The organism is Rossellomorea aquimaris, from assembly GCF_008180865.1.
Classification (GTDB): domain Bacteria; phylum Bacillota; class Bacilli; order Bacillales; family Bacillaceae_B; genus Rossellomorea; species Rossellomorea yichunensis.
In genome coordinates this window covers 549,494-562,532 of record NZ_VTEX01000002.1, presented here as the reverse complement: position 1 = coordinate 562,532, position 13,039 = coordinate 549,494, and the positions used below count along the sequence as shown (strand labels likewise).

The window sequence follows — 13,039 nt, the reverse complement described above, 5'->3', positions numbered from 1 at the left end:
CTTTTAGGTGCAAAATATTACAGTGGTAGGCTCGGGAGTCATGGGAAAAGGAATTGCGTATACCTGTGCGGTTTCGGGTTTTAATGTTTACTTGAATGATATAAACGAAGAAATCCTGGAAAAAGCAAAGAAAGATATATTCAGTCTGTTGGAAGGCAGCTTACAAAAAGGGTTTATTTCTGAAGATCAATATGGGAAGGCAAAGGATCGCCTACTTTTCGAATCGGATTTAGAAACTGCGGCAAAAAATGCTGACCTAGTCATTGAAGCTGTTCTGGAAAAAATGGAATTGAAGATTGATATTTTCAAAAGGTTGGATCGTATCTGTTCCAAAGAAACCATTCTAGCAACTAATACGTCAACCATGAGTCCGACAGAGATTGGGGCTCAGACGTCACGTCCCGATAAAGTGGTGGCGATGCACTTCTTTAATCCGGTTCATAAAATGAAGCTGATCGAAGTCATCCGGGGCTTGGAAACGTCAGATGAGACAGTAAAGCTTGTGAAAGAAGTCGGTGAGAGACTCAAGAAAGAAACGGTCGAAGTAAATGAATTGCCCGGGTTTGTGACTTCCAGGATGAACTGCCTGATTGGGAATGAGGCTATGAACATGCTGATGGAAGGGGTGGCATCGGCTGAAGATATTGATAAAGCATTGAAGCTGGGACTCAATCATCCGATGGGGCCACTTGAGTTGGCTGATTTAGTAGGTTTGGATACCCGGCTAAGAAATATGGAGTACTTGCATCAGACACTAGGTGAAAAATATCGACCTAGTCCTATCTTACTTAAATATGTAAAAGCGGGCCGGTTTGGGAAAAAGAGCGGAAGTGGTTTCTATCACTATTCTTAAGGGAGATGAGAGCGTGCATCAATATGAGAATTTGCTAGTTCAAATCGAACAGGGGGCGATGTGGCTGACGATCAACCGCCCAGAATTCCGGAATGCCCTGAACCTCGAAACCCTTCAAGAGATGGAGGATGCTGTCGGATGGGCAGAGGCAAGCGATGAAGTAAAGGTCATCGTGGTGAAAGGGGCAGGGGAAAAGTCATTTGCTGCAGGAGCGGATATTAAGCAGCTGCAGCAAAAGAAAATGCTGGATGCCCTCGTACCAGGGATGCAGGGACTATATAAAAAAATTCAACAGAGCAGCAAAGTGACGATTGCGGCAGTCGAGGGCTATGCGTTGGGTGGAGGATGCGAGCTTGCTTTAGCCTGTGATATCCGGGTTGCGACAAAAAGGGCAAAGTTCGGTTTACCTGAGCTCAACCTTGGGATCATTCCCGGAGCAGGAGGGACGCAAAACCTTTCAAGGATCATTGGGAAGGGAAGGGCCCTTGATATGATTCTCACGGGTAAGATTATTGATGGAGAAGAGGCAGAAAGGATTGGCCTTGTTTCGTATCTTGCTCCTGAGGGTGAATTGGATAAACAAGTAGAAGAGGTAACAGCTCAGATTTATAAAAAAGGCCCTGTTGCTATCAAACTGGCAAAGCTTGTCGTTCATAAAGGATTTGATATCGATCTCGAGACAGCGATGCTGATGGAGAAGCTTTCACAAGCGGTAGCATTTGGAACAGAGGATAAACAGGAAGGCACTTCAGCATTTTTGGAAAAACGAGCAGTGGAATTTACTAATCAATAAGGGAGAGGTACAAATGGACTTTAATTTTTCAGAAGATATAAAATTCTTAAGAGATAATGTACGGAAGTTTGTGAAAGAAGCAGCGGAACCTTTGGCGATGGAAATTGAAGAGAAGGATATGATACCGGAAAAACTGGTTGAAATGTCGAAGGAAATGGGGCTCTTCGGATTGAGTATCCCGGAAGAATACGGTGGCCTGGGACTTGATATGGTGGGGAAATGCGCCATATATGAGGAGCTTGGTAAAACGCATAATGGCTATACGACCCTGATCGGTGCTCACACAGGGATTGGGTCTGTAGGAATCGTCGAGTTAGGGACAGAAGCACAAAAGCAGAAATACTTGCCTAAGATGGCCACTGGAGAATGGATTGGTGCATTTGCTTTAACCGAACCAAGTGCAGGCTCCAATGCAGCAGCGTTGAAAACGACTGCGGTCAGAAAAGGCGATAAATACATCCTGAACGGTTCCAAGCATTATATTACCAACGCAGTCGATGGGCATGTATTTACTGTAATGGCGGTAACAGATCGTGCCAAAGGAGCGAAGGGGATCACTTCCTTTATCGTAGAAAAGGATTTCCCAGGCTTCGTATTAGGAAAGGTTGAACAGAAAATGGGGCTGAAAGGGTCTCATTCAGCTGAGCTTTTCTTCGAAAATATGGAAGTTCCTGCAGAAAACGTCCTTGGAGCAGAAGGACAGGGCTATATCAATGCGTTAAAAATACTGGCGAATGGTCGCGCCGGACTTGCGGCAAGAAACCTTGGTTCTTGTGTCAAACTTCTGGAACATTGCCTGCAATATACACAGGAACGGGAACAGTTCGGCAAACCGATCATCGAGGTACAGGCCGTTCAGCATATGCTTGCAGAGATAAGTATGCAGATCGAGGTTCTTAGATCGATGACGTATCGTGTTGCCTGGATGACCGACCAAAAGATAAGGGTAGTGAAAGAAGCCGCCATAGCGAAACTATTTGCTTCGGAAGTATATAACAAGGTGGCGGATTTAGCGGTACAAATCCATGGTGGAATCGGATATATGAGCGATTATCCAATTGAGCGTTATTATCGTGATGCGAGAATTACAAAGATTTATGAAGGAACGTCTGAAATTCAGCGCAATATCATTGCGAATGAGCTGAAACGCGAATCCTCATACGTGGGGGTGTAAGGAATGAATCAGCCATATATCGTTGAATCAGTCCGGACGGCGATTGGAAGAATGGGAGGAAGCATAAAAGGTGTTCCTGTAGACCATCTTGCAGAGAAAGTCATTAGGGAAGTATTGAATAGAAGTCAGTCCGAAGTGGAAGTGGATGAAGTCATTCTTGGTCAAGCAAAGCAAAGTGCAGATACCTCAAATCTTGCCCGTCTCGCTGCTTTACGGGCGGAGCTTCCGATTGAGGTTACAGGCTATACCGTCCATAGACAGTGTGGATCGGGACTTCAAGCCATTAATAATGCGGATATGCAAATCCGGCTTGGATATTCCGATGTTGTCGTAGCCGGGGGAGCAGAAAGCATGAGTACGGCACCTTACTATATTCGAAATGCCCGTTATGGTTTCCAAGTTGGTAATTCGCAAGTATTGGATCCAAATACGGAAAGTCAACCGTGCTCTCAGCCTATCGAAAAGTACGGCAACCTGACGATGGGGCTGACCGCGGAAAACCTTGCTGAAAAATATAATATCAGCAGATCCGAGCAGGATGAGTTTGCCCTCAGAAGCCAGGAGCTTGCTCAGTCAGCCATCGAGTCCGGACGGTTTGAAAAGGAAATTGTTCCAGTTGAATATAAGGAAAAAAGAAACACTCTACAATTCAGTACAGACGAACATCCCCGGAGCACGACCATAGAAAAGCTCTCAAAGCTGAAGGCCGTCTTTAAGGAAAATGGCACCGTGACAGCCGGTAATGCGAGTGGAAGGAATGATGGTGCTTCCGCGGTCCTCATGATGAATGAAGAGAAAGTCAATGAGTATGGGATAAAGCCGAAAGCCAAAATCATAGCTCAGGCTGTGAGCGGAGTATCTCCTGAAATAATGGGGATTGGACCAGTGACTTCTACCTTTAAAGCTTTAAAGCAATGTGGACTATCGATAAATGATATGGGTCTGATCGAGCTAAATGAAGCGTTTGCCGCCCAGGCGCTTTCAGTAATTCGTGAATCAGGAATGGATATCAACAAAGTAAATGTCAACGGAGGGGCTATTGCGTTGGGTCATCCAATTGGAGCAACGGGAGCGATCCTGATGACGAAGCTTCTTCACGAGATGGAACGCAGGGGTGAAAAATATGGTTTAGTCACGCTTTGTATTGGCGGTGGTCAGGGAATCTCGACTATTATTGAGAATCTACAAGTCTAGCAGGTGATGTGCCAAAAGGGAGTGTTGTAATGGATAAGCCTCATATTGTTCAGATTCTGCCCATGTACCATCCGGATGGGGAGGAGCGATTGAACAAATACGCCGAAGTAAAGAAGTTCACTGAGTTTAACGAAGCGGAAATATGCGATTACCTCCAACACCATCATGTGGATGGAATCATCCTCCGGGCTCCGGCCAGGATCACACCTGCGATTTTGGACAGTTGTCAGCAAGTCAAAGCCATTTCCGGGGCGGGTGTGGGACTTGATAATATCGATGTACGATATGCGACGACAAAAAGGATTCCCATTTTACATGCACCAAAGCTAAATAGTACGGCAACCGCAGAACATGCGGTGAGCCTGCTATTGGCGGTCATGAAAAAAACGGCTTTTTTCGACAGGGAAACGAGAGCAGGAAACTTTCAGTCAAGGGATGGAGAATATACCCATGAACTGGAAGGGAAGCAACTGGGAATTGTTGGATTCGGGAGCATAGCTCAAAAAGTTGCTCAGATTTTAGTCCATGGTTTCGGGATGAAAGGGATGGCGTATGTAAGGAAAATAGGCAAGGATAAACAGCATACTGCTGATCAAATAGGGGTGGAGTTAACCACATCTCTGGAGAAAATCTTTTCAGATAGTGATGCAGTGAGTTTACATATCCCTCTGACGAAAGAAACAGATAAACTTGTTGATCATCAATTGTTGACCCTTATGAAGGAAACAGCCGTCCTCATTAACACAGCCCGTGGCGGTGTGGTAAATGAGCCGGATTTAGTGGATGTGTTGAATCAGAATCGCATTCTCGGAGCGGGAATCGACGTGTTTTCAAATGAACCGCCGCCGGCTGATCATCCATTTTTTCAGTTGAAACAAGTCACGATGAGTCCACATATCGGGGGAATCAGCCTTGAGGCAGCCCGTCAGACCTCGATCCTGATTGCAGAGAACCTGATCCGTGTGATCAATGGAGAGAACCTTTCAGTCATTGCCAATCAAGCTGAACTTCAAGAAACCGGAAAGGGGGCATTTTCATGACAGCAGAACATTTGCAGAAAGTAAGATCAGATTTTGAAAATAGCCCGTTCTGGAATTTCATCGGATTGGAGCTAAAAGAATTGAAAGAAGGTTATGTTCTACTGGCTCTTCCTATCCAGAAAGAGTTTATTAATGTGAGAAATTCAGTTCATGGAGGTATATATGCGTCTGTACTTGATACAGCCATGGGCATGACGGGACGAACATTAGGATTCGATGAAGTAGCGACACTCCATTTAGATATTCAATATCTAAAGTCAGTCATGGAAGGGACGGTTTATTCAGAAGCATCAATTATTCATCAAAACCGGAATACGGCTTTCATTGAAGGAAGGCTGAAAAATGAAGACGGTGAACTCCTGGGTCACTGTACTGGAACATTTAAGCTCTCGAAGGGTGAAAGAATATGATGAATACAGCTATAACAAAGATGTTTAACATTCGCTATCCCATCATCCAAGGCGGACTCCAGGGACTTGGAACCTCGCCGCTCGTTTCCGCAGTATCAGAAGCAGGAGGGCTCGGGCTCATCACAGCAGGGAGCTATTCGTCCAAGGAAGAGATGCTGGATGATATCTCAGTTGCAAGAAGACTCACCTCTAAGCCATTTGGAGTCAATATTGCCATTGGGATACGTAAACCGATGGATGAATTCGTTGAGGGTGCCATAGAAGCCCATGTACCAGTTGTCTTTACTTCAGGGAACAACCCTGAGAAATATATGGACAGTTTGAAAGGAAACGAAATAAAGGTGGTTCATGTTGTCCCATCCGTCAGGTTTGCCAAAAAGGCGGAAGCGATCGGCTGTGATGCAGTGGTGGTGGTTGGATATGAGTGTGGAGGCCACCCAGGAAGAGAAGACGTCACCAGTCTTACGTTGATACAGAAGGCTGTGGAGGAACTTTCTATACCAGTCATTGCAGCAGGAGGATTCTCAACAGGGAAATCCGCTCTTGCTGCTTTTGCTTTAGGTGCTCAAGGCGTCCAGATGGGTACAAGGTTTTTAGCTTCGAAGGAAGTGGTCCTCCATGAATCGATTAAAAGGAGATTAATAGATTTACAAGAAACCGATACCATCCTTGTGAAAAAATCGATTGGAAAAGCCATGAGAGTGATGAAAACGGAACGGGCGGTGGAGCTTGTCGAAAAGGAGAGAGCAGGAGCCACCCTTGAAGAGATCTTTCCTTATATTAGCGGTGAATCTTATCAGGAATTACTCACTACCGGAAATGACCATTCAGGCGTCATTTCATTGGGCCAGACAATCGGATTAATCAACGAAATTAGAAGTGCTAAAGAGATCATTCAGAACATCGTGGAAGAATATGAGCAGCAGCTTGAGCGATTATACCAGAATCACAGAGGGGAGTGAGGTCATGCCAAACCTGGAGAATCAAGTAGCCATCGTGACTGGTGCCAGCAGGGGCATCGGCAGGGAGATTTCCAAAAAGCTTGCCATAGGAGGTGCCACTGTTTATCTAGTAGACATTCAGGAACAGGCTTTATTGGAGACCTATCATCAGTTCATGGAAGAGAATCTTTCGGTTAAGGCCATAACCGCCGATGTCACCAACGAAGCGGAAGTGGAGAAGCTATTCGCCGAGGTGGAAGGGGAACATGGGAAGGTAGATATCGTCATTAATAATGCCGGGATCATTCGTGACAATCTATTGTATAAGATGAGTTCCAATGACTGGGACGATGTGATGAATGTTCATTTAAAAGGGACGTTCCTTTGCAGTAAATATGCCCAGAAATCAATGGTGAAAAATCAGTATGGACGAATCATTAATCTATCTTCCGTTTCAGCACTCGGAAGCAGAGGTCAGGCGAATTACGCTGCAGCGAAGGCTGGCATACAGGGTTTTACTAAGACGTTAGCCATTGAGCTTGGGAAATATAATATCACGGTGAACGCGATCGCACCCGGCTTTATCATGACAGACATGACCAAAGCAGTAGCAGAACGGCTGGGGATCCCTTTCGAAGAACTGATAGAAGCCAAAGTAAAGCAAATCCCGGTCAACAGGGCTGGTACACCGGAAGACATCGCGCAAGCAGCGAGCTTTTTTGCGAGCCCGGATTCTTCGTTTATTAGCGGTCAGGTGTTATATGTTGCCGGGGGACCAAAAGCATAGGAGGTCGAGGATGATGAAAAAGATGAACATTGCCCTTATCCCAGGGGATGGGATAGGACCTGAAGTCGTAGCGGAAGGTGTAAAGGTACTAAAAATGATTGAGGAAGTCGATCCACGACTTTCTTTCAGCTTTACGGATTTTCCTTGGGGATGTGAGTATTATGTGGAAACCGGAAAAATGATGGCTGACGACGGAATAGATCAATTGAAGGAATTCGATGCCATCTACTTGGGAGCGGTGGGCTATCCTGGAGTTCCCGACCACATTTCTCTTTGGGAATTACTCTTGGAAATTCGCAAAAAGTTTGATCAATACGTAAACCTCAGGCCGATTAAACTCTTGCACCCTGGTTTAACCCCCCTTAAGAATAAAAGTGAAAATGAAATAGACTTTCTAGTGATTCGTGAGAACAGCGAAGGGGAATATGCTGGAGCCGGTGACTGGCTCTTTAAAGGAAAGCCTGAGGAAGTGGTACTACAGACGGGCGTTTTTTCCCGGAAAGGTACTGAACGGATTATCCGCTATGCATATGAAGAAGCACGGAAACAGAAGAAGACGCTGACGAGTATCAGCAAAGCGAATGCCCTTAATTATTCCATGGTCTTCTGGGATGAGGTATTTACCGAAGTAGGGAAAGAATATCCTGACGTCCAAACGTATTCTTACCTTGTGGACGCAGCAAGCCTTTATTTCGTCCTTCAGCCGGAAAGATTCGAAATTGTTGTGACATCCAATCTTTTCGGGGATATCCTGACGGACTTAGGTGCTGCGATTACAGGTGGACTAGGCTTGGCAGCGGGGGCCAATATCAATCCTGAACGAACCTATCCTTCCATGTTTGAACCCATCCACGGCTCTGCTCCTGATATTGCCGGAAAGGGTCTTGCAAATCCACTTGCTGCCATATGGTCTGTCAGTCAGATGATGGATCACTTTGGTGAAGAAGAATGGGGTCGTGCGATTTTGTCGACCATTCAGGAGATTCTTTCACAGAAGGATGTTCTCACCCCTGATCTCGGTGGTGGGGCAACGACTGAACAACTCGGGAATGAATTCAGGGATTTATTAAGGCATCATGCACCTCTTCATGACAAAGTACAAAAGGGATAAGTAACGATTTTCTAAATACGTATTTTAAGTAGTAGATTGTTAGAGACTTAAAGAGAGAAGGGACAACATGTTACGTTTTTCTCTCATCATGAGCATGTGTTTTCTTTATATTGTTGAGACTTTAATGCCAAACGTTTATATTGGTTTGGTTTTTAACATAGTGGCCACTGCCGTATTTTTGCTATTCCTTCCTTTATTAGAATGGAAAGGCCGGATATTTACACTGGGTCTGTTTACTGCAGGGGGAATCATTCACTATACGGTTGGAGATACAGGCTTTGATCTGGTTCAGGGAATCACGCAAAATATGCCCCTGTTATCGATTCTCATTTTAGCTCCACTTCTGTCAGTGCCACTGAGAAGAGAAGGAATCATTGATTCTGTAATCCTTTATTTGAATGAGTTGAAAAACAACCCACGAAAAACGTTTTATGGCATAAGCACGTTTATGTTAACCCTGGCACCTATCTTAAATATGGGTGCCTTGAGGATTGTTCATGGTTTTGTGGAAAGTATACACCTACCGTCCAAGTTACTATCAAGATCCTATTATGTAGGATTTACCCCGGCCGTCATATGGTCACCCTTTTTTGCATCTGTGGGGATTGTCCTATTCTATTTAGATATTACTTATCTCTCATATGTCGCCGTAGGAGTAATGTTTGCCGTTATTCAAATGACGGTGGGGATCGTTCTTTTTCGACCTAGGATCGTAGAAGAGACTGCTGCAGCCGAGGAAAAAAACGTATTGATATCACATGATAAAGGGCCAAAGAAGGATATGTATCTCCTCCTTGGTTTTGTCCTTGGATTGGTAGTACTGTTGATTGTCATGGAGCAGGTATTCCAGAAGTCCATGCTGCTCCTGGTCAGCATCATTTGTTTTCTGGTTCCTGTGGCCTGGGTGATTTTCCGGAAAAGACAATCAATTGTTAAAGAAGAAATCATTCTCTATAAGAACAAGCTCCACTCGCAAAAAATGGAGATCTGCCTCTTCTTAAGTGCAGGGCTGTTCGGGAATGCTGTATCCCATACACCCGTCAAGGAACTATTGGAGAAGTCCATACAGTGGTCGGCCACACAATCCATTGGCGTTTTGTTTCTCTTCATCATCCTTTTGGTAACCTTTATGGCATTTCTCGGAGTGCATCAGATTATCGTAACACCGTTGATATTAACCTCGCTTGATTTTGCAACCATGCCCAATGTAGCGGTCGCTAGTGTTGCGTTTATGTGCATTTTCACTTGGATGCTGTCATCTGCAATCTCGCCGTTGAATGCTATGAATATCATTATTAGTCAGTGTGTTAAGAGGAATGGGGTAACTGTAGCATTTAAGTGGAATGGGGTATATTTTCTTTCGATAACGGGGTTGGCGTTTGTGTATGTGTATGTCTTGAATTGGGTGTGAGGGAGGTCCGTTCCTGGGATTTGGGGACGGACCTTTTCTTGTTTTTCCTACTCCAAACTCCCCGCATAATGATCCTTCACCCAATAAGTCAACGTCCCATCCTGCTCGATGCGATAACGCAGGTCCGCTTTCTGCAATCCTTCAATCATCAATGGACGTAAATCACTCATCATTTGATTACTTTCTTCTATATAAGTAGAAAGGATTTCAGAATGATAGGTATTGGCATTTGCTGATGACATCAGATAATCGACGGCTGCTTGTTTGATGACGTAGTGTTCGACGGTTTTGTCATGTAGCTCCTTAAATTCCCTAGGAGGATTTAGAGCAATGAGCTTCTGATAATTTCGAGTGAGCATCATGTTGGTTTCATTAATGTCGAGTGCCAGGGATGAAAGGTTTCCGTTGGCGGCATTAATCTTGGTCATCAATTGTTTAAAACTTTGATCGCTGGAACTGAAGTATTGCTCTCGCTCCTGCAGGTAGCTTCGTATATTTTGTTCCTGTTGAATTGTGATTTCGTTGTAGATTTTCATTGGTAACCCGCTGGCGAACAATGCCAGGAGGATAAATCCGATGACGCCCCATGACCATTTGGGCGCTTTCTTGCTTTTGGGTCTATACCTGTAATCGTTCCAATAGTCTCTTTCTGTTATAGGCATAAGTGGCTCCTCGTTTCATTCAATACTAGTAAAATACTCCTTTTATGTTACCATAATATTACATGTTGTAATTGCAAATTTAGATAATATTAGACAAATTAATAGATAGGGAGCTTAACCTATGTCACCATTATTTAAAATGCCTGTTCCAGTAAAAATAAACGGGAGATCTTCTAGCATAACTAATTCATTTATCAATGGAATTATTCCTTGTATACAACCAACCGATCAAGAAATTAATGAAGTGTTGACTTTATTGGGTATGACTGATGCAATCGTGTGTGCTTACTGCGGTGATCGTCACACAGAATGGGATCATTTCCGTCCATTGGTGCAAAATAAGCGGCCGACAGGATATATTTCTGAAATACATAACTTGGTTCCAGCTTGCGGGAAATGCAATCAATCCAAGGGTAACTCTGATTGGAGGGAATGGATCCTGAGTGGTGCAAAACTTTCCCCATATACACGAGGCATTAAGAACATCACTGAAATCATTAGTAGGCTGGATACCTTTGAAAGATGGAGTAAACCAGAAAGTGGAGTTTGCTGAAATCGTTGATCATGAAACATGGGAAGAGCACTGGAGAAATTGTGATCGAATCCATCAGTTGATGAGAGAGAGTCAGGTTCTATCAGACAAGATTAAACTGGAAGTTCAAAGACAAGTGTTGAAAAATTCATCAAATGAACATGTAAGCCAATCTGAGGAGATAATAAAAGCAGGGGAACCTTATGATAAGAAGGTAGGTGTAATAGCGAAAACCACTCTAAGAGAAATACTGGAATCGAATAGTGTTCCAGAAAACGAGATTGCACGATTAACAACTGCTTCATATTCGAAGAAAGCATTCAATCTAAGTTTCCCATTACTGAAGCCACTGGATTATTCGTATGATGTTAAACAACAAATTAAAGATGCGTAATAGATATTATTCTTCCCCGATTAGAATAATGGAGAGAGAATACTATTTATGTTCTCAATGGTACGAACCCAGTAAAAAACATTTAATCAAGTGGATTGAGTTGAATAAAGCAGAACTAGTATAAAAGGAGGTAGTGATGGTGGAATTTGACTGGGATTGCAGAGATTATCATCTGTTTTCTACAAGCAATATTGAAAATAGAGTAAACGGAGATAAGTTATTTGTAAGTTTCTTGATGGAGGTTGAAAATCAACACAGAGGTATTCAGGGCAGCTTTAGACTAAAGGAGATAGCTGATCTTATACCAATAGGGACGGCAGGTATCCTTAAACAATCAACATATGGATACTCCTTTATGAGCATGCTTAGTACACAGAAAAGAAGAGACTATTTTATTTTTGAAAACAAAAATATTCAAGATGAACTTACAACTATTTGTAATAACAATTCTAGTAGAGATAATTACTTTTGGAAAAAACATTATGCTAATGAGAAGGTCAAGGTAAATTCGAAGTATATAAGGAGGCAACCAATGCCAACTCCCATCACTATCAGCAAAAATGATCAACCACTATATGAAGCTACCCATATTCAAGAAGCTGCAGGTTACCTTGCTGATTATCTCAATATAAAGAAATCTAAATGCTATGATCCTATTGAGAGGGGATACGTATACAATATTCCCTTCCATTTCGAAGGGGGCGAGTATCGTTTTATAGCACCACCAGAGATTGCTGCTAATCGTCGCCAGGAGTTAGAAGATAGGGATCATAAGAATGCCCGCCGTATCTGGCTGGTGCCGGCGAATCCAAACGAATATGACTTGGAAAGAGCATTCATCCATTATGAAAGCCTTGATTGGAAACGTTCCTTCAACTAAGAAAAATGGTGATATCTTATTTTTGTATGTTTCAGGTAGTGTTAAAAAGGTCAGGTATAAGGTGGAAGTAATAGAGGGATTGGTTCAAACGGATGATACGATCTATGATCAGTCGTTTTGGGTAGATCCAGAGAAGTATGATCAATCCATTGGTGGAGATAAGACGCGTGTCCGCTTGATAGATGTTGTTGATACGGATGGCTTATCACTTTACCGATTAAGGGAGAATGGGTTGAAAGGCAATATCCAGGGTCCATGAAACTTACCGGTGAGCTCCGTGACTACATTATGTCGTTCTTTCAAAAGGATTTATCAACTGAGGTTTATCCTGACGAAGTGCCGGAAATGTGGGAAGGGGAACAGAGAACGATTACGGTTAATTCATATGAACGCAATCCTCTTGCCCGGAAGAAGTGTATCGACCACTATGGTGCCCAATGCCAGGTGTGTAAGATGAATTTCGAAGATACATATGGGGAAGTGGGGAGTGAATTCATCCACGTCCACCACATAACACCCCTACATGAAATTCAGATGGGCTATCAGGTGAATCCGATAGTGGATCTTATACCTGTGTGTCCGAATTGTCATGCGATGCTTCATAGGAAAGAGGATGGAGTGTATTTAACGGTAGAGGAATTGAGAGAGCGCCTCAAAATGAAAATATGCACTCCATAAAAGATAATAAGAAAGCGGCATCTTACTCCCGATGTAAGTTGCGGCTTTCTCTCTTAGCCAACTTTATAACTTCCTTCACATCCGAACCCCTATATATTGAAGTTCTTCTATTATGATCTGTGAAATATATCTCCCCATAATCATGTCCACGGGTAAAGCCGATAATCATAAAATTGTAT

At 43.4% G+C, this 13,039-nt stretch carries 16 protein-coding genes; 15 read left to right on the top strand and 1 reads right to left on the bottom strand.

Features of this window, described 5'->3' with window-relative positions:
* Positions 1-7: 7 nt before the first annotated feature.
* The 10 genes from FZC88_RS10375 to FZC88_RS10330 all read left to right on the top strand — a co-directional run bounded on the left by FZC88_RS10375 (position 8) and on the right by FZC88_RS10330 (position 9,714).
* Positions 8-853 (top strand): 3-hydroxyacyl-CoA dehydrogenase, encoded by an 846-nt coding sequence (locus FZC88_RS10375; protein WP_148994777.1) that lies wholly within the window; start codon positions 8-10, stop codon positions 851-853.
* 13 nt (positions 854-866) lie between these two features.
* Positions 867-1,646 (top strand): enoyl-CoA hydratase/isomerase family protein, encoded by a 780-nt coding sequence (locus tag FZC88_RS10370; protein WP_148994776.1) that lies wholly within the window; start codon positions 867-869, stop codon positions 1,644-1,646.
* A 13-nt stretch (positions 1,647-1,659) separates the two neighbouring features.
* Complete coding sequence (locus FZC88_RS10365) at positions 1,660-2,820, top strand: acyl-CoA dehydrogenase family protein (RefSeq protein WP_148994775.1); 1,161 nt, start codon at positions 1,660-1,662, stop codon at positions 2,818-2,820.
* A 3-nt stretch (positions 2,821-2,823) separates the two neighbouring features.
* Entirely contained in the window at positions 2,824-4,014 is a 1,191-nt protein-coding gene (locus FZC88_RS10360) for a thiolase family protein (RefSeq protein ID WP_148994774.1), read from the top strand.
* A 29-nt stretch (positions 4,015-4,043) separates the two neighbouring features.
* Positions 4,044-5,054: an NAD(P)-dependent oxidoreductase gene (locus FZC88_RS10355; RefSeq protein ID WP_148994773.1), complete on the top strand. Its 1,011-nt coding sequence runs from the start codon at positions 4,044-4,046 to the stop codon at positions 5,052-5,054.
* On the top strand, positions 5,051-5,464 hold the full coding sequence (locus tag FZC88_RS10350; protein ID WP_148994772.1) for a PaaI family thioesterase: 414 nt from the start codon (positions 5,051-5,053) through the stop codon (positions 5,462-5,464). Before FZC88_RS10355 ends, FZC88_RS10350 begins: the two co-directional genes overlap by 4 nt.
* Positions 5,461-6,426, top strand: coding sequence for an NAD(P)H-dependent flavin oxidoreductase (locus FZC88_RS10345; RefSeq protein WP_148994771.1), 966 nt, complete (start codon positions 5,461-5,463; stop codon positions 6,424-6,426). The genes FZC88_RS10350 and FZC88_RS10345 overlap by 4 nt, the downstream gene beginning before the upstream one ends.
* 4 nt (positions 6,427-6,430) lie before the next feature.
* Positions 6,431-7,192 (top strand): 3-oxoacyl-ACP reductase FabG, encoded by a 762-nt coding sequence (gene fabG / locus FZC88_RS10340; RefSeq protein ID WP_148994769.1) that lies wholly within the window; start codon positions 6,431-6,433, stop codon positions 7,190-7,192.
* 13 nt (positions 7,193-7,205) lie between these two features.
* On the top strand, positions 7,206-8,303 hold the full coding sequence (locus FZC88_RS10335) for a tartrate dehydrogenase (RefSeq protein ID WP_148995157.1): 1,098 nt from the start codon (positions 7,206-7,208) through the stop codon (positions 8,301-8,303).
* 67 nt (positions 8,304-8,370) lie between these two features.
* Positions 8,371-9,714: a hypothetical protein gene (locus FZC88_RS10330; protein ID WP_148994767.1), complete on the top strand. Its 1,344-nt coding sequence runs from the start codon at positions 8,371-8,373 to the stop codon at positions 9,712-9,714.
* A 47-nt stretch (positions 9,715-9,761) separates the two neighbouring features.
* On the opposite strand, the gene FZC88_RS10325 is transcribed toward FZC88_RS10330, so the two are convergent.
* A complete protein-coding gene (locus tag FZC88_RS10325) occupies positions 9,762-10,376 on the bottom strand; it encodes a hypothetical protein (RefSeq protein WP_148994765.1) in 615 nt (204 codons plus the stop codon).
* Positions 10,377-10,497: 121 nt separating this feature from the next.
* Between FZC88_RS10325 and FZC88_RS24235 the strand changes: the two genes are divergently transcribed.
* From FZC88_RS24235 to FZC88_RS24455, 5 genes are all read left to right on the top strand, one after another.
* Positions 10,498-10,929 carry an HNH endonuclease gene (locus FZC88_RS24235; RefSeq protein WP_222928938.1) on the top strand — a complete coding sequence of 144 codons (432 nt, stop codon included), beginning with the start codon at positions 10,498-10,500 and terminating at the stop codon, positions 10,927-10,929.
* Positions 10,916-11,302 (top strand): hypothetical protein, encoded by a 387-nt coding sequence (locus FZC88_RS24230; protein WP_222928937.1) that lies wholly within the window; start codon positions 10,916-10,918, stop codon positions 11,300-11,302. The genes FZC88_RS24235 and FZC88_RS24230 overlap by 14 nt, the downstream gene beginning before the upstream one ends.
* 139 nt (positions 11,303-11,441) lie before the next feature.
* Positions 11,442-12,182, top strand: coding sequence for a hypothetical protein (locus FZC88_RS24465; RefSeq protein WP_262371824.1), 741 nt, complete (start codon positions 11,442-11,444; stop codon positions 12,180-12,182).
* Entirely contained in the window at positions 12,148-12,441 is a 294-nt protein-coding gene (locus FZC88_RS24460) for a hypothetical protein (protein WP_262371823.1), read from the top strand. Before FZC88_RS24465 ends, FZC88_RS24460 begins: the two co-directional genes overlap by 35 nt.
* On the top strand, positions 12,438-12,860 hold the full coding sequence (locus FZC88_RS24455) for an HNH endonuclease (RefSeq protein ID WP_262371822.1): 423 nt from the start codon (positions 12,438-12,440) through the stop codon (positions 12,858-12,860). Before FZC88_RS24460 ends, FZC88_RS24455 begins: the two co-directional genes overlap by 4 nt.
* Positions 12,861-13,039 lie beyond the last annotated feature (179 nt).